The organism is Herbiconiux daphne, assembly GCF_024979295.1.
GTDB lineage: Bacteria > Actinomycetota > Actinomycetes > Actinomycetales > Microbacteriaceae > Herbiconiux > Herbiconiux daphnes.
Map to the genome: position 1 here is coordinate 552,782 of NZ_JANLCJ010000001.1, position 18,092 is coordinate 570,873.

The window sequence follows — 18,092 nt, forward strand, 5'->3', positions numbered from 1 at the left end:
CGTCGTCGACGGCCAGAACGGTGCTGGGGTCGGAGGGCGGCAGCTGCGCGAGCATCTTCTTGCGCTTCTTCAGCGCGCTCTTGCCCGCGCGCCCGGCGATGATCCGCGCGAGCATGTTCACCGCGAGCGAGATGACGAACAGCAGCAGGCCGGTGCCGATCAGCGCTTCACGCTGGAGCGTGGTGGCGATCGGGAAGTTGAGGGCGATGTTGGCGGCGATGGTCTGCGAGTTCTCACCCTCGGTGAGCATGCGCACCGACACCAGGATGGCGGGCGAGATGATGAGGGCGATCGCCATCGTCTCACCGAGCGCGCGTCCGAGTCCGAGCAGCGTGGCGCTGATGACGCCGGAGCGGCCGTAGGGGAAGACGGCCATCTTGATCATCTCCCACTTGGTGGCGCCGAGCGCCAGCGCGGCCTCCTCGTGCAGACGCGGGGTCTGCAGGAAGATCTCGCGCGAGATGGAGGTGATGATCGGCAGGATCATCACGGCCAGCACCACGGCGCCGGCGAGGATGGTGGAGCCGGTGGTCGACACGGTTCCGCCGAAGAAGGGGATCCAGCCCAGGTAGGTGTTCAGCCAGTCCGACAGGGGCAGCAGGAACGGGCGGATGACGATGATGCCCCAGAGGCCGAAGACGATCGAGGGCACCGCGGCGAGCAGGTCGACGAGGTAGCCCAGGATGCCGGCGAGGCGGCGCGGTGCGTAGTGCGAGATGAACAGCGCGATGCCGATGGCGATCGGGGCGCCGATGATGAGCGCGATCGCCGAGGCGAAGAGCGTTCCGAAGATGAGGGGGCCGACGTAGGTCCAGAAGTTGGCGTAACCGCTGGTGGGGCCTTCGTTCAGCTCGGGGTTGTTCTGCCAGTCGGCCATGATGGCCGGCACGGCCTGGATGATGAGGAACAGCGCGACGCCGGCCAGGATCACCATGATCGAGGCGGCGGAGCCGGTGCTCAATCCCAGGAAGATGCGGTCGGCGGGGCGGGCCTTGGCCCGCATGCCCTTCGGGGCGCGTTGCTGGGGGCTCGAGGGGCCGGGCTTGCTCATCGTGTCCTTACCGGTTGCCGTCTGGTCGTCTCCGCCGTTGTTCCTTGCGGCGGATCGAACAGCTGTGTTTTCGCTCACTGCACTCTTTCTCAAGGGTATTGGCGTAGACGAGCCAGACGGCAACGGGTTTGTGAAGGGGGTGTTACTTGACGAGCTCGAGGCTGGTCGCGATCTGCGCGAGCATGTCGGCGGGGATCGGAGCCGCGCCGGCGTTCTTCGCGGAGATCTGCTGGCCCTGGTCGCTCGCGACGTAGCTGACGAACGCCTTGGTGAGCTCACCCTGCGCCTCGTCGGCGAAGGTGGTGCAGAGGATCTGGTAGGAGATCAGCGGGATCGGGTACGCGTCAGCGTCGGTGATCGCCGTGTAGTCGATCTTCTGCGCGAGGTCGCCCTCGACGCCGGTGTCGACGGTCGTGGCCGCAGCCGTGAACGCGTTCGAGGCGCCCTCGGCGCTGAACGCCACGAAGTCGGTTCCGGTGCCCACCTGCACGTTGGCCGCGGTGAGGTCACCGATGGCGCTGTGGTCGGCGTAGCCGATCGTGCCGTCGCCGGCCTTGACCGTGTTCACGACGCCGGAGCCACCCTGCTGGGCGCTCGAGCCGGCGATCGGCCAGGCGTTGCCCGGTGCGTTCGTCCAGATCGAAGGCTGGGTCTGCGAGAGGTAGTTCGTGAAGTTGGTCGTGGTGCCGGAGCCGTCGGAACGGGTAACGGTGGTGATCGGGGTCGACGGCAGGGTCACGCCGGGGTTGTCGGCGGCGATGGCCGGGTCGTTCCAGGTGGTGATCTGCAGCGAGAAGATCTTCGCGATGGTGGCCGACGAGAGGTTCAGGTCGGTGACGCCGGCGAGGTTGTAGATGACCGCGACGCCGTCGAGGTAGACGGGCAGGTTGAGGGCGCCGCCGGGGCCGCAGAGGGTCTGCGACTGGGTGATCTGGTCGTCTTTCAGGGGCGAGTCGGAGCCCGCGAAGTCGTAGCTGCCGGCGAGCCAGTTGGTGACGCCACCGCCCGAGCCCTGCGACTTGTCGTAGTTGATGGTGACACCCTTGGCCTGAGCGGTGAATGCCGTGATCCACGCCGCCTCGGCGTTGGCCTGGGCGCTGGAGCCACCGGCCGTGATGGTGCCGGAGAGCGACGCGAAGTCGATCGTCGGTGCGGCCGAAGTGGGGGTCGCCGAGTCGGTGCTCCCGGCGTCGCCGCCGCTGCTCGCGCAGGAGGAGAGCGCGAGGGCGGTCACGAGGGCAAGGCTGCCCACCGCTGCCACGTTCTTGAGCTTCACTGTGTTCCCTTCGAATGAGGTTCTCCCGCGACGCCCTCAGTGAATTCGAGTCATCGGTACAGGCGCGCGCAGGTCGGGTCGGTGCTGACCCGACAAGGAGACTAAGCGGGGTGCTTAACGAGTGACCCGCACGAAGGTGAACGGAAGGTTAACGACGCGCATCGATCGCCGCGATGCCGGGCTCAGGCGATGGGCGCGTGCGTCTCGATCGCGATGATTCCCGACCCCGGTCGATCGACCGAGAGGTGAAGCACCGAGAAACCCGCGACCGGCAGATCGCCGGCCCGCGAGACGGTGGCGGCGGGCACGGTGCCGGTGGCCAGCGCGACCTCGCGCACGATGTCGGGCAGCACCGGGCCGTGGCTGCAGACCACGGCCGTCACACGCTTGCGGATGCGCTTGCCGATGATCTCGCGCACGCCGCTCTCGCCCGACTCCCAGGCGTCTTGGCTGATCAGGTCGGTCTCGCGCACCGAGAGCTTCAGGGCTTTCGACACGGGCTCCACGGTCTGCAGGCAGCGCTTGGCGGTGCTGCTGAAGATCTTCTCGGGGCCGAAGGCGCGAAGGCTCTGCACGATGCTCTTGGCCTCGTTGCGGCCGCGTTCGGTGAGCGGTCGGGCGGCATCCGGGCCCGAGAACTGGTAGGGCGGTGTCGCCTTGGCGTGCCGCAGCGCGATGATCGCGAAGGTGCGGGTGACCCCCTCGTCGACGAGCATGCGGAACCGTTCCACGATCTCGGCGTCGCGCTCGTAGGTGAGCGCCGCCAGCGCCTTCTTGATCGGCAGCCACTCGAGCGCCGCGACCTCGCCGTTGGGCAGGAAGGTCGACGCGAGCACGGCCTGATCGGTGGCTTCGGCCGCCCAGTAGTGCACGACCTTCTCGCGCCCGTTGGGCATGGTGTAGTTCGTCATGCCGAGCGGCACCCCGAGGGTGACCCGCAGACCGGTCTCTTCGGAGATCTCGCGCACGGCCGTCTCGGGCAGGGTCTCGCCGGGGTCGACCTTGCCCTTCGGCAACGACACGTCTCGGTGCGCCGACCGGTGGATGACGAGAACGTTGACTTTGCCGTCGACGATCCGCCAGCACACCGCCCCCGCGGCGAAGACCGTCACCGCGTGGTGCCCGGTCGCTTGCGGCGGCTGATCTGCTGCATGAGCTGGTCTTGCAGGTCGATCAGGTGGTCGCCCTCGGCGTCGACGACCCGCCTGGTCCACTGGCCGGTCTGGTCGAGCGCCCACGAGGTGACCTCGTCGCTCATGGCCAGGGCGAACAGCTTGTCGATCTCGGCCAGGTGGTCGGGGTCGACGAGCCGCACGAGCGCCTCGACCCGGCGGTCGAGGTTGCGGTGCATCATGTCGGCGCTGCCGATGTAGACCTGGGGGTCGCCGTTGTTCACGAACGAGAAGATGCGAGAATGCTCGAGGTAGCGGCCGAGGATCGAGCGCACCGTGATGGTTTCGCTCAGCCCCTCCTGACCCGGCTTCAGGGCGCAGATGCCCCGCACCCAGAGCTGGATCGGAACGCCGGCCTGGCTCGCCCGGTAGAGGCCGTCGATGATGGCCTCGTCGACGATGGAGTTGAGCTTGATCTGGATGCCGGAGGGCAGCCCCTTGCGGGCGTTCTCCTCTTCGACCGCGATGCGCTTGAGCAGCCCCTTGCGCAGGTGGAGCGGAGCCACGAGCAGACGCTTGAACTTCTTCTCGATGGCATAGCCCGAGAGCTCGTTGAACAGACGCGTGAGGTCCTTGCCCACCTGGTCGTCGGCCGTCAGCAGGCCCAGGTCTTCGTAGATGCGCGAGGTCTTGGGGTTGTAGTTGCCGGTGCCGATGTGGCTGTAGCTCTTCAGCCGGCCCTTCTCCTGCCGGATGACGAGGGCGAGCTTGCAGTGGGTCTTGAGGCCCACCAGCCCATAGACGACGTGCACGCCGGCCTTCTCGAGCTTGCGGGCCCACGAGATGTTGGCCTGCTCGTCGAAGCGCGCCTTGATCTCGACCAGCGCCAGCACCTGCTTGCCCGCCTCGGCCGCGTCGATGAGCGCCTCGACGATCGGGCTGTCGCCCGAGGTGCGGTAGAGCGTCTGCTTGATGGCGAGCACGTGCGGGTCGGCGGCCGCCTGCTCGAGGAACGCCTGCACACTCGTGGCGAACGACTCGTAGGGGTGGTGCAGCAGGATGTCGCCGCGCGAGATGGCCTTGAAGATGTCGGGCTTCGCGTTCGGCTCGGGCGGCAGCAGCGCCACCGCCGTGGTGGGAACGTGCTTGGGGTATTTGAGGTCGGGCCGCGGGATGCGCGTGAGATCGAACAGGCCGCCGAGGTCGAGCGGCGCCGGCAGGCGGTAGACCTCCTGCTCGGTGATGTCGAGCTCGCGCACGAGCAGCTCGAGGGTCACGGGATCCATGTCGTCGGTGATCTCGAGCCGGATGGGCGGGCCGAAACGCCGCCGCAGCAGCTCTTTCTCGAGCGCCTGCAGCAGGTTCTCGGTCTCGTCTTCGTCGACCTCGACGTCTTCGTTGCGGGTGACGCGGAAGACGTGGTGCTCCACGACCTCCATGCCCGGAAAGAGGTCGCCGAGGTGATTGGCGATGAGGTCTTCGAGCGGGATGAACCGCAGGTCGGTGACCGTCTCGCGCTGGTCGACCCGGATGAACCGGTTGAGCACCTGCGGCACCTTGAGCCGCGCGAACTCCTCTTTGCCGTTCTTCGGGTTGCGCACGCGCACCGACAGGTTGAGCGACAGCCCCGAGATGTAGGGGAACGGATGCGCCGGGTCGACCGCCAGCGGCATGAGCACCGGGAAGATCTGCTGCGAGAAGATCTCGCGCAGGTTGGCGCGGTCGGCTTCGTCGAGCTCGCTGTAGCGAACGATGCGGATGCCGGCCTCGGCCAATGCCGGACTCACCGCGTTCTGCCACGTGTCGGCGTGCCGGGCCTGCAGCTCGTGTGCGCGGATCGAGATGTCGTCGAGCACGTCGGTGGGCCGGCGGCCCACGTTCGTGGGCACCGCGAGATCGGTCAGGATGCGCCGCTTGAGGCCGGCGACCCGCACCATGAAGAATTCGTCGAGGTTCGATGCGAAGATCGCCAGGAAGTTCGCCCGCTCGAGCACCGGCAGGGTGGGGTCTTCGGCGAGTTCGAGAACCCGGTTGTTGAACGCCAGCCAGCTGAGCTCGCGGTCGAGGTAGCGGCCCTCGGGCAGCGGGGGGCCGCTCGTGGTCACGGCCAGTTCGTCGTAATCGTCGTCGAAGTCTGTGACAACACCGGCGTCGAGCGAGATCATGTCGTCGTCCATCTGAACATCATGTCACCCGGGCGTGACCGCGGGCATCGCCCGACGTAAACGGTGGATGACGGATGCCGCCACCGCGGCCTGTGCAGAACAGGAGGCATCCGGCACCTCGTGCTCCACCCCGACTCAGCCGTAGATCAGGGCGCCGAGTTGCGCGACCACCTCGGGCGACACCGTGTTGAGGCCGCCGAGCACAACCAGACGGGTGGGACGCAACCGCTGCATCTCGGCCACGATCGAGGCCGGCACCGAGTCGCGGGTGACGAGCAGCACCGGCGCGTGCTCCTTCGCCGCGGCGGCCGATGCCGAGAGCGCGTCGGGGAAGACCGCTCCGGAGGCGACGTAGACCGTGCGGGTGGCGGCCGCCGGGAACGTGGCCGTGGAGATCGCCGCGGCGACGGCGAAGCGATCGGCGCCGGCGATGCGCTGCACCGTCGACACCCCGGCGGCGGAGGCGATGGAGTTCTTGGTCGAATCGGAGACGGTCGCGGTTCCGCCGAGCAGCACCACGCGCGAGGGATTCAGCCGGTCGAGCTCTGCGGCCACGGAATCAGGCACGGAGTCCTTCGACACCAGCAGCACGGGCGCCTTCTGCCCGCCGGCTGCTGCCGCGCCCGCGAGGGCATCGGGGAACACCTGCCCCGACGCGACATAGGCGACCGCTGCTCCGCCGGGGAAGGTCTTCACCGAGAGAGCCGCCGAGACGGCGTAGCGATCGGCGCCTCCGACCCGCTGCACTGATCCGCCCGGGTCGATGTAACCGGCGAGAGCAGCTTCCACACCGGCGCTGATCGTGTTCGCTCCTCCGAGCAGCACGATGTTGAGGGGGTCGAGTCGCCTGAGTTCGACGTCGATCACCGCCGGAATCGAGTCCCGCGCCACGAGCAGCACCGGCGACCCCACCGTGCCGGCCGCGGCCGACGCCGACAGTGCGTCGGGGAACACCTCGCCCGAGGCGATGTACACCGTCTCGCGGTCGGGCACGAAGGTCTGCGCCGAGACGCCGGCCGACACCGCGTAGCGGTCCGCCCCGCCGATCGGCACGACCCCGCCGGCGCCCGTCGCCGCGTTCGTGTCGGGCAGCCAGAAGTTGCCCGACAGCAGCAGCATCACCTGCAGCCCGATGGTGTCGCTGTAATACCCGGCCGAGGCTGCGCCGGTCACCGTGGTCTTCACAGAACTCCAGATCTTTTCGATCCAGCTCTGGTCGGCGCCGGTCGCGGTCGGCACAGCCGCGGCCGCCGCCATCGGCGCGCTGAACGCGATGTCGCCGTAATTCACCAGCTGCGTGCCGGTGAGTGTGTAGCCGGCGCGGATGTTCGTAGGATCACTGCCGGTGGAGGTCTGCACCCAGTCGGCGATCTTCACCGACGCCGTGCGCGCGGCCGCGTTGCCGGTGAGCAGAGCCGCCGACGCCAGCCGCCAGGGCACCCGGTTCGCATTGTAGGAGAAGTTGCCGTCGTTGGCCGATTCGAGGAAGTTCGCCGGCGCCGGGTTGGGCGTGGCATTGGTGTTCACGATGAAGTCGGGCAGCAGCCCGGTCGCCGTCGCCTGACCCTGCATCGTCGTCACCAGCGCGGCAGCAGCGGTGGCCACCTGGCCCCAGAGGGCGTCGCCGGTCGCGTTCTGGAACGCGACGAAGTGGTCGATCATGAGGTCGGAGCTGCGCGTCGCGAACCAGAACGGCGTGCCCGACTCCGGCCAGTCGCCGAGCTTCGGCAGGCGGGTGGTGGGATTGATCTCGCTGGCGCCGATCGCGGCGATCAACGAGACGGCCTCGGCGCGGTAGTCGAACGAGCCGGGCGTGGAGCTGCCCCACTGGGTGTCGGCGAGCAGCAGCCCGTAGGCGACATCCAGATCGCCGTCGGTCGCCGAGCCCGCGTCGCCCGGGAAGCTCGCGCAGTCGGCGCCCTGGTGCCAGGCCATCAGCTCGGGGTTCACCTCGCTCGGGTGGTCGAGCACGTAGCGGTAGAGCCCGTCGAACTGCGCGCGGGCGTTCGCGTCGTGGCCGGCCATGAGGGCGGTGATCACCATGCCGTAGCCCTGGCCCTCCGACACCACCATCGAACCGGTCGCCGAGGAGGCGTCGACGTAATACGTGTCGGTGCCGCAGACGGTGGGGGTGCCGGCCTTGAGGTAGCGCTTCTTCCAGGCGTCGTAGGCGGCCCGCACGTCGGCATCTGCCGCCGTGCGGCCGCCCGGCGCCGTCGCCGAGCCCGACGGCAGGTTCACCAGGTGCGACCCGAACGGCCGCCGCGGGTCGGGCACCGCCGCGGATGCCGAGGAGGCGCCCGACAGCGGGGCCATCCCGCCGAGCAGCAGGGCGAGCACGAGGCCCGCGACGATCCATTCGGCCAGACGTCGGCCTCGCGAGCGGGTGTCGATCACGTCAGGCACCTCGCTTCGGGGAGTGTGCGGCGATGTCGCCGAGAATACCTCAGTCTAGGCAGACCCCGCCGGTGAGCGCACTACCCCCGTTCGAGCACGACACCGGGGCGGCCTTCGCTCAGCGCCGCGCCGGCACCACGCGCTGCTGGTACTGCACGTCGATCGTGTGGTCGGTGAACCCGAGGGACCGATACAGTGCCACCGCCCGGGTGTTGTCGGCGTCGACGAACAGGGCGGCCTGCGCACAGCCCCGCTCGATCAAACGGGCGAGCCCCCGGTTCATGAGGTAGCGGCCGAGCCCCTGCCCAGCGTGCGCCTCGTCGATGCCGATCACGTAGATCTCGCCCACCCGCTCGTCGTCGGGCTCGACCTTCAGCCAGTTGTAGCCGATGAGTCGCCCGCGCTCGTCGCGCAGCAGCAAGAAGTCGTCGGGGTCGAACCACGGCTCCGACATGCGGAACCGCAGGTCTTCGGTGGTCATCGCTCCCTGTTCGGCGTGGTCGGCGAACACCCGGGCGTTGAGGTCGACCCAGTCGTCGGCATCCGTTCCCCCGCGGAAGCTCGAGAGCGTGAAGCCCTCGGGCAACGCCGTCTCGGGTCCGGCGGAGGCGGGCAGTTCGCGGCGCAGCTGCAGCAGGGTGCGGATGGCGTCGAACCGGTGGGTCGCGGCGAGACGCCGACTGGCCGGATGGTCGCCGTGCGCCCACGCCCGCAGCGGCTCGGCCCCGCGCCCCCGGTTGGCGAGCAGGATGTCGAGCAGCTGACGCCCGAGCCCCTCTTCGCGCCACTCCGGGTCGATCACGAACTCGAGCTCGCCCTGGCCCACGATGGCGGCGCCCACGACGGTCGTCGATCGCTCGGCGAGCAGCAACGACCGGGTGCCCTTGCCCGCGTCGACGAGGGCCTGGTCGTTGAACGGCTGCTGGCCGTCGACCAGCGCCGCCCGGGCGACGAGCCTCAGAAAGGGTTCGCGAGCGTCGTCGGGGCTACTGATTGAGAGAGTGAGCGAGTCGCTCATTGTCGTCCTCGAAGAAGTTGAAGCGGTACCCCACGTTGCGCACGGTGCCGATCAGCGATTCGAGGTCGCCCAGTTTCGCGCGCAGCCGCCGCACGTGCACGTCGACGGTTCGCGTGCCGCCGAAGTAGTCGTAGCCCCACACCTCGCTGAGCAGCTGTTCGCGCGTGAACACCCGCGACGGGTGCATCGCGAAGAAGCGCAGCAGCTCGAACTCCTTGAACGTGAGGTCGAGCGGGCGACCGTGCACCCGGGCCGAGTAGCTCGCCTCGTCGATCACGACGCCCGAGGCCTGGATCTTCGACGTCGACTGGTCTTGCACCTGGCGGCCGATGGCAAGACGGATGCGCGTGTCGACCTCGGCGGGCCCGGCGGATTCGAGCACGACATCCGCCGCTCCCCACTCGGCGCTGACCGCGGTGAGCCCGCCCTCGGTGAGGATGAGCACGACGGGAACCCCGATGCCGGTGGTGCTGAGGATCTTGCAGAGCGACCGCGCACTGGCGAGGTCGTGGCGGGCGTCGACGAAGATGAGATCGCTGTTGGGCGTGTTGACGAGCTGGGAGGGTTCGGCCGGAATCTGTCGTGTGCGGTGACTCAGCAGAGAGAGAGCGGGCAACACCTCTCGGTCGACCGCAGAGGTCAGGATCAACAACTGCGCCACGTAAGATCCTCCAGAGAACGCCTGCGGTACATACTATCGGGCAGAATGTCGGGTATGAGTCTGCTCATGAGAAGCGTAGTCCCGGTATGGATTCTCACCATCCTCGCCGTCGTGGCCGTGGGATTGTTCGTCTCACCGGCCTCGTTCCTCGTGTTCATGCCGGTCGTGCTCGGTCTGGCGCTGCTCCTCTCCTTCGGAATCCAGCTCGTGGTCACCGAGCGCAAGGGCTTCGTGAACCGCGTCTCGGCGAGCCTCGGCGGCGCGGTGCTGATCCTCGCCGTCGCCACCGTGGTGCTGGGGCCGCTCGCCTTCGCCGCGGGCGCTAAGCTTTGACCATGTCCTACGTAGCGCTCGAACTCCTGTTCATCGGCCTTCTCGGGCTTGCGAGTCTCGCAATCGCCTGGGTGTCGGGTGTCGTCATCTACAAGCTGTTCCGCGGCCAGCGCTGACGATGATCGAGATCCCCACCGATCTGCCCGCCGAGCTCGTTCCTCTGTCATGGCTGATCGGGGTCTGGGAGGGCACCGGCGTCATCGACTACGCCATCGGCGACGAGGGCGATCCGGGCGCTGAGGGCACGGGCGATGCCGACTCGGCGACCGGCGGTGAAGCCGCCGGGGAGCCCGGTGCCGGCGCGCGCGTCTCCCGCGAATTCGGCCAGCGCATCAGCTTCAGCCACGACGGCCTGCCCTACCTCAACTACAGCTCCTACACCTGGCTGCTCGGCGAGAAGACCGACGACAGCGACGAGACGCCGCCCATCCCGCTCACCGCCGAGACCGGCTACTGGCGTCTCAGCCGCCTGCACATCGAGGGCGACGTGGGCCCCGGCATGCTGCCCGGGGTCGGCCCCCGGCCGTTCAACACGGCCCAGTCGGTCGAGGCGCTCCGCAACTCGTCCGACGGCTTCGACATCGAGGTGTCGATCGTGCACCCCACCGGCGTGAGCGAGCTCTACCTCGGTCAGGTGAAGGGCCCTCGCATCGACCTCGCCACCGACGCCGTGGTGCGCACCCAGTCGGCGAAGGAATACTCCGCGGCCACCCGTCTCTACGGCCTGGTCGACAACCACCTGCTGTGGGCGTGGGACATCGCCGCCCTCGGCCAGAGTCTTCGCACTCACGCCTCGGCGCGCCTCGCGAAGGCGGATTGAAGGGCTTCTTGGCCGCCTCACCGTTCCTCTCGCTCACAGGCGCCGTCGCGGCATCCGGTGCCGACTCCGGCATCGCGTCGCACTACGGCAACCCCCTCGTCGAACAACGGATGCTCGCTGCCGGGCCGGATGCCGCGGGCCGAGCCGTGCGCGCGGTCGTCGACCTCTCGAACCGCGGTGTCATCTCGGTCAGCGGCCCCGACCGGCTGACCTGGCTCGACTCGGTCACCAGCCAGAGCATCCGTGCGCTCGCCGCGGGCGAGTCGGCCGAGACGCTGCTGCTCGGCGCCAACGGCCGCATCGAGCACGCCATCCGGGTGCTCGACGACGGCGAGACGGCCTGGCTGCTCGTCGACGCCGACGAGACCGCTCCGCTGGCCACGTGGCTCGCCAGCATGAGGTTCACCCTGCGGGTCGAGATCGCCGACCGCACCGAGGAGTTCGCGACCATCGGCTGGCTGGCCTCGTCGGCCGACGCCTCCGCCCCGGCCGCCCTTCTCGACGTGGCCGCGTCGGGCAACGGCGTGACGCTCACCTGGGCCGACCCGTGGCCCGAGGTCGTGGCCGGGGGAGTGCAGTACGCCGAGGTCACCGACCACCCGGGCGCCGACTGGTGGTGGCGCGAGACGCTCGTGCCGCGCGAGTCGCTGCCGGCGCTCGCCGATGCCGTGACCTCGGGAGAGCTCGCCGTCGCCGGCCTGCTGGCCGCCGAGGCGCTGCGCATCGCCGCGTGGCGCCCCCGCCTGTCGACCGAGGTCGACGAGCGCTCGATTCCGCACGAGCTCGACTGGCTGCGCTCGGCCGTGCACCTCAGCAAGGGCTGCTACCGCGGCCAGGAGACGGTGGCGAAGGTGCACAACCTCGGCCACCCGCCCAGGCGGCTCGTGTTCCTGCACCTCGACGGCTCGGAGGCGGTGCTGCCGGCCGCGGGCGACGAGGTGTTCGCCGGCGTGCCGGGCGACATCCGGTCTGCGCAGTCCGGCACCCCGGCCGACGCCGTGGGCCATGTCACTTCGGTGGGCATCCACCACGAATGGGGCCCGATCGCGCTCGCCGTGGTGAAGCGTCAGGTCGACCCCGACGCGCCGCTCGTCGTGCGCACGGCCGACGGTGACGTTGCCGCGACGGCCGAGTCGATCGTGTCGCCCGAAGCGGGTGCCGCCGTCGGCCGCGTCCCCAGGCTTCCGCGACTGGGCGCCCGCACCCGCTGAGTGTGAGCGACCCGTCTGCCTCCCGACGTGAGCGGTGGCGCGCTGCGGCATCCGGCGGCGTCGAGCGTTCGGGCGCGAGCCTGCCGGCCATCCTGCAGCTCGTGGTGGCGGTCACGGTCGCCTACGTGCTCGCGCGCTACCTGCTCGGTCATGAATACCCCATCGTCGCCGTCACCGTGACGCTCTCCAGCCTCGGACTCGTGCTCGACGCGAGGCCGCGGCGGGTGCTCGAGACGGCCATCGCCATGACGATCGGCATCGTGCTGAGCGAGGTCATCCTGCTGGGCTTCGGCCAAGGGGTGTGGCAGTTCGCGCTCACCATGCTGCTGACGCTGCTGCTCGCCCGTGCCCTGTCGCCGGTGCCGGGGCTGCCGATCGTCGCGGCCGTGCAGGCGGCGCTGGTGTCGCTCATGCCCATCCCGCCGGGCGGCCCGTTCACGCGCACCGCCGACGCCGTGATCGGCGGGCTCGTGGCGCTCGCCAGCACGGCGCTGCTGCCGCGCGACCCGCGCCGGGCCGCGCGGCGCGAGGCACTGCGGTTCTTCGCCGCCTTCGACGCGATCGTGACGTCGCTCGTCACGGTGCTGCGGCTCGGCGACCGCAGCACCGCCGAGTTCGTGCTGAGCAAGGCCCGCGAGACGCAGGCGCTGACCGAGCAGTGGAAGGCCTCGCTCGACTCGGCGGTCGCGATCTCGCGCATCTCGCCGTTCCTGCGCCGGCACCGGCAGGAGCTCGCCGACCTGCAGGTGATGCAGCTGAACATGGATCACGCCGCCCGCAACCTGCGCGTGGTGAGCCGCCGCCTCAGCACCCTGGCCGACGACACGCCCCGGCCCCAGCTCGCCGATGCCGTGGCGGGCATCCAGAGTGCCACGTCGATGCTCGCCCAGAGCATCGACCGGCCCGACCTGCGGCCGCTCGTGCGGCAGAGTCTCGTGCTGATCGCGATCACGCTCGATCCGCGCACTCTCACCCCCGGTCAACCGTTCTCCGAGGCATCCGTGGTGCTCTCGCTCAGGCCGCTCGTGCTCGATCTGCTGGCGGCGAGCGGCATGCCCCTCGACGAGGCGCGCCGGGCCCTGCCCGACATCACCAAATGAGGGGCGAAACCCTCCCGGGTTCCGATACCGTAAAGCCATGAAGATGCGAAAGTCAGCCCTGCTCGCCATTCCAGCACTCGCCTTCGCATTCGTGCTGACGGGCTGCACGCTCCCCGGCCCGATGGCGAACTTCTCGGGCCTGCCCGGCGAAGAGCAGATCGCGGGCGAATCCGAGCCCGACGACTCCGGTCTCCAGGCGTTCTGGCTCAACGAGGGCGACAGCATCGCGGTGGCCGTCTCGGGCAGTTCGACCTGCCCGGTCATCGGCAGTCGGCTGAACGTGATCGACCCGGCCGGCGAGGGCAACGTGGTCGAGATCGTGCCGGTGGCGCAGCCCGCCGACCAGATCTGCACGATGGACTACGTGCCGCACACCACCACGTTCCCGACGCCGAACGACGTCACCACGACGGAACCCCTCGTGGTGCGCGTGGGCGACAAAGAGGTCACCGTTCCCATCAAGTAGCGCGGGCTCACGGGAGTGGGCTCGTCGGCCGCTCAGGCACCCGCCCACTCGTAGCCGAGCGGGGCGACGTCGGCCCACGCCACGGTGAGTTCGCCGAGGCGCAACCGGCGCCGCGGGGTCGACACGTGCCATCCGTTCGACCGCATCGCCTCGGCGGTGGCGATCCAGCGCTGCCCAGGGCCGTAGGTGCCGAGACCGGCGTTGTGCTGCCAGAATCGGTCGAGGTCGGTGAGCAGCCGGTGCACCGGCTCGCCGGGCACGTTGCGGTGGATGAGCACCTTCGGCAGCCGCTCGGCCACGATCGACGGATGCTCGAGGTCGGTGAGGCGCAGCGAGACGGTGAGGGTGCGGGGCCCGTCGTGGCCGACCGCCACCCAGCTGCTCACCCGCCCCAGCTCGTTGCAGGTGCCCTCCACCAGCACGCCGTCGGGCTGCAGACGACCGACCATCAGCCGCCAGGCATCCGCGACCGCGTCTTCGTCGTATTGCCGCAGCACGTTGAAGGCGCGCACCACGGCGGCGAGTCGACCGGCCGGCAGCGGCACCTCGAAGCCGCCGAGACCGAAGTCGACCCGGGCGTCACGGGCGAACGGGCTGCGGCCGTCGCGCACGTCTTTCAGCTGCGCGGTCGCGGTGGCGACGCGCTCCGGTGAGATCTCGAGGCCGCGCACGTGAACGTCGGGCCGGTGCTTCGCGAGCCGGGCCTGCAGCTCGAAGGCGGTGACGCCGCTCGCGCCGTAACCGAGGTCGACCACGAGGGGGTCGGCCGTGCGCCGCAGCACGGGAAGGGTGCTGATCCAGCGGTCGACGCGGCGGAGCCGGTTGGTGTTGGTGGTTCCGCGGGTGATCGCGCCGATCGGCATTCCCCCATCCAATCACGCGGCCCGGCCCGCAATAGGATTGGAGCATGCCTACAGAGCCTTACACCCTGATCCTGCTGCGCCATGGCAACAGCACCTGGAACCAAGAGAACCTCTTCACCGGCTGGGTCGACGTGCCCCTCAGCGAGGTCGGCGTCGGCGAGGCGAAGCGCGCGGGCGAGCTGCTCGCGGCCTCGGGTCTGCTGCCAGACGTGCTCTACACGTCGCGCCTCACCCGCGCCATCCAGACCGCTAACCTGGCCCTCGGCGTCGCCGACCGGCTCTGGATCGACGTCAAGCGCTCGTGGCGGCTCAACGAGCGCCACTACGGGGCGCTGCAGGGCAAAGACAAGGCCCAGACCCTCGCCGAGTACGGCCCCGAGCAGTTCCAGCTCTGGCGCCGTTCGTTCGACGTGCCGCCGCCGCCCATCGCCGACGACGACCCCTACTCGCAGGTCGGCGACCCGCGCTACGCCGACCTCGGCGACGACGTGCCCCGCACCGAGTGCCTCAAAGACGTCATCGAGCGCATGCTGCCCTACTGGCAGAGCGATATTCAGGGCGACCTCGCGCTCGGCAAGACCGTGCTCGTCACGGCGCACGGCAACTCGCTGCGCGCGCTCGTGAAGCACCTCGACGGCATCTCCGACGACGAGATCGCGGAGCTCAACATCCCCACCGGCATCCCGCTCGTCTACAAACTGGATGCCGCGTTCGCGCCCCTCGGCCCGGCCGAGTACCTCGACCCCGAGGCCGCCGCGGCCGGCGCCGCGGCCGTCGCCGCGCAGGGCGCGAAGAAGTAGCCCGAAGGCAGTGAGAAGCCCCCGACCTCGCGAGAGGGCCGGGGGCTTCTTCGTCTCCCGAGGTGAACGGGAGGTGACGCGTCAGGCGTTCTGGGTGGCTCCGGGCCATTCGCCCGTCGCGAGGTACTGCACCTTCTTGGCGATCGAGACGGCGTGGTCGGCGAAGCGCTCGTGGTAGCGGCTGGCGAGCGTGACGTCGACGGTGTCGACCGCCTCGCCCTTCCAGTGCGAGCCGAGAACGGCGTCGAAGACGCTCACGTGCAGTTCGTCGATCTTGTCGTCGTCATTGCGCATCTCGTCGGCCAGGGCGACATCCTCGGTGCGCAGCAGCACGGTGAGCTTCTTGGCGATCTCGACGTCGAGCCGGCCCATCTCGGCGAAGGTCTGTCGCAGGCTCTTCTTCACGACCTTGTCGGGGTAGCGGTAGCGGGCGAGCTGGGCGATGTGCTCGGCGATGTCGCCCATGCGCTCCAGCGAGGAGCTGACCCGCAGCGCGGTGACGACGATGCGCAGATCGCGGGCGACCGGCTGCTGCAGCGCGAGAATGCCGATCGCGAGCTCGTCGAGGCTCGCCGCCAGGGCATCGATCTTCGGGTCTTCGGCGATCACGGTCTCGGCGAGCGTGACGTTCGACTCGTTGAACGCCGTGGTGGCGTTCGTGATGGCCACGGTCACGAGCTCGGAGATCTGAACGAGACGATCTTGAACCTCGCGCAGCTCTTGCTGGAATACCTCTCGCATGCGGAGGGGTCCTTTCTTCGGTACGGCGGATACGTCGTAGTGTGGAACACCCGTGCGCGCGACGACTGCGACGCGATCGGCAGGCGACCTTTCCATCCTCTGGGGGCCAGGTTAACGCGAGGTGCCGCGAAGCTGAACACTCGTGGAAGCGAAGGCCGTGCGGCGCCAACGGCGGCCTGACGCCCCAGTGGACTCACTAGTGTAGTTGCTATGGAAACAGGCTGGTTGGTGCTGTTGTCTGTGGCACTCGGCCTCACCGTCGGAGCAGGTTTCGTCGTCCTCCTTCACATGGCTGAACGGCGGGGAAACAACGCGGTCACCGTGGGCTCGACGGCGGTTCCCGACGGAGTCGAGCAGGTCATCGACGCTCTCGACTTCGCCGGCCTCGTGCTCGACCCCTCCAACAACGTGGTGAAGGCGTCGGAGATGGCCTACAACTACGGGCTCGTCGTCAATCAGCTGCTGGTGCACGACGAACTGCTCGACCTGGTCGCCCAGGTGCGCAGCGCCGGAGAGTCGATCAACGAGGAGATCACCCTCGCGCGCGGCCCGTTCGGTGAGGCGAGCATCCACCTCGACGTGCAGGTGGCCCGTCTCGGCAGCCGCTACGTGCTCGTGCTCGCCGAAGACCGCACCGACGCCTACCGCCTCGAAGAGACCCGTCGGGACTTCATCGCGAACATCAGCCACGAACTGAAGACCCCGATCGGCGCCATCTCGCTCCTGGCCGAGGCGCTCGAGCCCGCGAGCGACGACCCCGATCAGGTGCGCCGGTTCGCGAAGCAGATGGGCACCGAGGCCATCCGGCTGTCGCAGATCACCCGCGAGATCATCGAGCTGTCGCGGTTGCAGGCCACCGACATCCTCGCCTCGGCGAAGCGCATCGACCTCGACGAGATCGTCGCCTCGGCCGTCGACCAGAATCACGTGGTGGCGGATGCGCGACGCATGACGCTGGCCGTCGGCGGCGCCAAGCACGTGGCCGTCATGGGCGACGAGGCGCTGCTCACCCTGGCGCTCAACAACCTGATCTCGAACGCCCTGCAGTACTCGCCCGACGGTTCCCGCATCGGCATCGGCGTGCACCACGACGAAGGCGTCGTGGAGCTCGTCGTGACCGACCAGGGCATCGGCATCCCCGAAGAAGACCTGCCGCGCGTGTTCGAGCGGTTCTTCCGTGTCGACCAGGCGCGTTCCCGCAACACGGGCGGCACCGGGCTCGGGCTCAGCATCGTGAAGCACGTCGTGCAGAACCACGGTGGCGACATCCGTGCCTGGTCGCAGGTCGGACAAGGTTCCACGTTCACCATCAGGCTGCCGGAGGCCGTCAAGGCCAAAGCAGCCGCTCAAGGAGACAAACGATGACCCACATCCTGCTGGTCGAAGACGAAGCCGCGCTGAGCGAGCCGCTCAGCTATCTGCTTCGGCGCGAAGGCTACGGCGTGACCGTGGCCCCCGACGGCCCCAGCGCGATCAGCGAGTTCGACCGCGGCGGCGTCGACATCATCCTGCTCGACCTCATGATCCCCGGCATCCCGGGCACCGAGGTGTGCCGCGAGATCCGCACCCGCTCCTCGGTTCCGATCATCATGCTGACGGCCAAGGACTCCGAGATCGACATCGTGGTGGGGCTCGAGCTCGGCGCCGACGACTACGTCACGAAGCCCTACTCCACCCGTGAACTGCTCGCGCGCATCCGGGCCGTGATGCGGCGTCAGCTCGAGGTGCTCGACGCGGCCGAGCCGCTGCTCAAGGCCGGACCGGTGTCGATGGACGTCGAGCGCCACACCGTCGCCGTGGGCGGCAAGGAGGTGGCCATGCCGCTGAAGGAATTCGAGTTGCTCGAGCTGCTGCTGCGCAACGCCGGCCGGGTGCTGACCCGCGGTCAGCTGATCGACCGGGTGTGGGGATCGGACTACTTCGGCGACACCAAGACCCTCGACGTGCACATCAAGCGCATCCGGTCGAAGATCGAGACCGTGCCGTCGGAGCCGACTCTGCTCGTGACCGTGCGCGGGCTCGGCTACCGCTTCGAGGGCTGAGCCCGGGTCGCGCGGGCCGGACCGCCCTCAGGGGCG

16 protein-coding genes and 1 pseudogene are annotated in these 18,092 nt (G+C 69.1%); 8 read left to right on the forward strand and 9 right to left on the reverse strand.

The window, feature by feature from the left end; all coding sequences use genetic code 11:
* Positions 1 to 88 precede the first annotated feature (88 nt).
* From pstC to N1032_RS02930, 7 genes and pseudogenes are all read right to left on the reverse strand, one after another.
* Positions 89 to 1,051: pseudogene (gene pstC / locus N1032_RS02900) on the reverse strand (phosphate ABC transporter permease subunit PstC); the annotation flags it as partial.
* 142 nt (positions 1,052 to 1,193) lie between these two features.
* Entirely contained in the window at positions 1,194 to 2,327 is a 1,134-nt protein-coding gene (gene pstS, locus N1032_RS02905; RefSeq protein ID WP_259537327.1) for a phosphate ABC transporter substrate-binding protein PstS, read from the reverse strand.
* Between the two features lie 182 nt (positions 2,328 to 2,509).
* Positions 2,510 to 3,439, reverse strand: coding sequence for an NUDIX hydrolase (locus N1032_RS02910; RefSeq protein WP_259537328.1), 930 nt, complete (start codon positions 3,437 to 3,439; stop codon positions 2,510 to 2,512).
* Positions 3,436 to 5,616 carry an RNA degradosome polyphosphate kinase gene (locus tag N1032_RS02915; protein ID WP_259537330.1) on the reverse strand — a complete coding sequence of 727 codons (2,181 nt, stop codon included), beginning with the start codon at positions 5,614 to 5,616 and terminating at the stop codon, positions 3,436 to 3,438. The genes N1032_RS02910 and N1032_RS02915 overlap by 4 nt, the downstream gene beginning before the upstream one ends.
* Positions 5,617 to 5,739: 123 nt before the next feature.
* A complete protein-coding gene (locus tag N1032_RS02920; RefSeq protein WP_259537332.1) occupies positions 5,740 to 8,001 on the reverse strand; it encodes a glycosyl hydrolase family 8 in 2,262 nt (753 codons plus the stop codon).
* Between the two features lie 118 nt (positions 8,002 to 8,119).
* Positions 8,120 to 9,019 (reverse strand): mycothiol synthase, encoded by a 900-nt coding sequence (gene mshD / locus N1032_RS02925; RefSeq protein ID WP_259537334.1) that lies wholly within the window; start codon positions 9,017 to 9,019, stop codon positions 8,120 to 8,122.
* Positions 8,988 to 9,680 (reverse strand): response regulator transcription factor, encoded by a 693-nt coding sequence (locus N1032_RS02930; protein WP_259537335.1) that lies wholly within the window; start codon positions 9,678 to 9,680, stop codon positions 8,988 to 8,990. Before N1032_RS02930 ends, mshD begins: the two co-directional genes overlap by 32 nt.
* A gap of 66 nt (positions 9,681 to 9,746) precedes the next feature.
* Here N1032_RS02930 and N1032_RS02935 point away from each other — a divergent pair, with 66 nt between their 5' ends.
* The 5 genes from N1032_RS02935 to N1032_RS02955 all read left to right on the forward strand — a co-directional run bounded on the left by N1032_RS02935 (position 9,747) and on the right by N1032_RS02955 (position 13,610).
* Entirely contained in the window at positions 9,747 to 10,013 is a 267-nt protein-coding gene (locus tag N1032_RS02935; RefSeq protein WP_259537336.1) for a hypothetical protein, read from the forward strand.
* A 118-nt stretch (positions 10,014 to 10,131) separates the two neighbouring features.
* Entirely contained in the window at positions 10,132 to 10,833 is a 702-nt protein-coding gene (locus tag N1032_RS02940) for a nitrobindin family protein (protein WP_259537337.1), read from the forward strand.
* Between the two features lie 8 nt (positions 10,834 to 10,841).
* Positions 10,842 to 12,044 carry a CAF17-like 4Fe-4S cluster assembly/insertion protein YgfZ gene (gene ygfZ / locus N1032_RS02945; protein WP_259537338.1) on the forward strand — a complete coding sequence of 401 codons (1,203 nt, stop codon included), beginning with the start codon at positions 10,842 to 10,844 and terminating at the stop codon, positions 12,042 to 12,044.
* Positions 12,045 to 12,046: 2 nt separating this feature from the next.
* Positions 12,047 to 13,144, forward strand: a complete 1,098-nt coding sequence (locus tag N1032_RS02950; protein WP_259537339.1) for an FUSC family protein — start codon at positions 12,047 to 12,049, stop codon at positions 13,142 to 13,144.
* A 37-nt stretch (positions 13,145 to 13,181) separates the two neighbouring features.
* Positions 13,182 to 13,610 carry a hypothetical protein gene (locus tag N1032_RS02955; RefSeq protein WP_259537340.1) on the forward strand — a complete coding sequence of 143 codons (429 nt, stop codon included), beginning with the start codon at positions 13,182 to 13,184 and terminating at the stop codon, positions 13,608 to 13,610.
* A 32-nt stretch (positions 13,611 to 13,642) separates the two neighbouring features.
* Here the strand turns inward: N1032_RS02955 and N1032_RS02960 are convergent, their stop codons facing one another.
* Complete coding sequence (locus N1032_RS02960) at positions 13,643 to 14,473, reverse strand: class I SAM-dependent methyltransferase (RefSeq protein WP_259537341.1); 831 nt, start codon at positions 14,471 to 14,473, stop codon at positions 13,643 to 13,645.
* 44 nt (positions 14,474 to 14,517) lie between these two features.
* On the opposite strand from N1032_RS02960, the gene N1032_RS02965 reads away from it, so the two are divergent.
* On the forward strand, positions 14,518 to 15,273 hold the full coding sequence (locus N1032_RS02965; protein WP_259537342.1) for a phosphoglyceromutase: 756 nt from the start codon (positions 14,518 to 14,520) through the stop codon (positions 15,271 to 15,273).
* Between the two features lie 81 nt (positions 15,274 to 15,354).
* On the opposite strand, the gene phoU is transcribed toward N1032_RS02965, so the two are convergent.
* A complete protein-coding gene (gene phoU / locus N1032_RS02970; protein WP_259537343.1) occupies positions 15,355 to 16,014 on the reverse strand; it encodes a phosphate signaling complex protein PhoU in 660 nt (219 codons plus the stop codon).
* A gap of 288 nt (positions 16,015 to 16,302) precedes the next feature.
* Here phoU and N1032_RS02975 point away from each other — a divergent pair, with 288 nt between their 5' ends.
* Positions 16,303 to 17,379: a sensor histidine kinase gene (locus N1032_RS02975; RefSeq protein ID WP_310795911.1), complete on the forward strand. Its 1,077-nt coding sequence runs from the start codon at positions 16,303 to 16,305 to the stop codon at positions 17,377 to 17,379.
* Entirely contained in the window at positions 17,376 to 18,056 is a 681-nt protein-coding gene (locus N1032_RS02980; RefSeq protein ID WP_259537346.1) for a response regulator transcription factor, read from the forward strand. Before N1032_RS02975 ends, N1032_RS02980 begins: the two co-directional genes overlap by 4 nt.
* Positions 18,057 to 18,092: the final 36 nt, after the last annotated feature.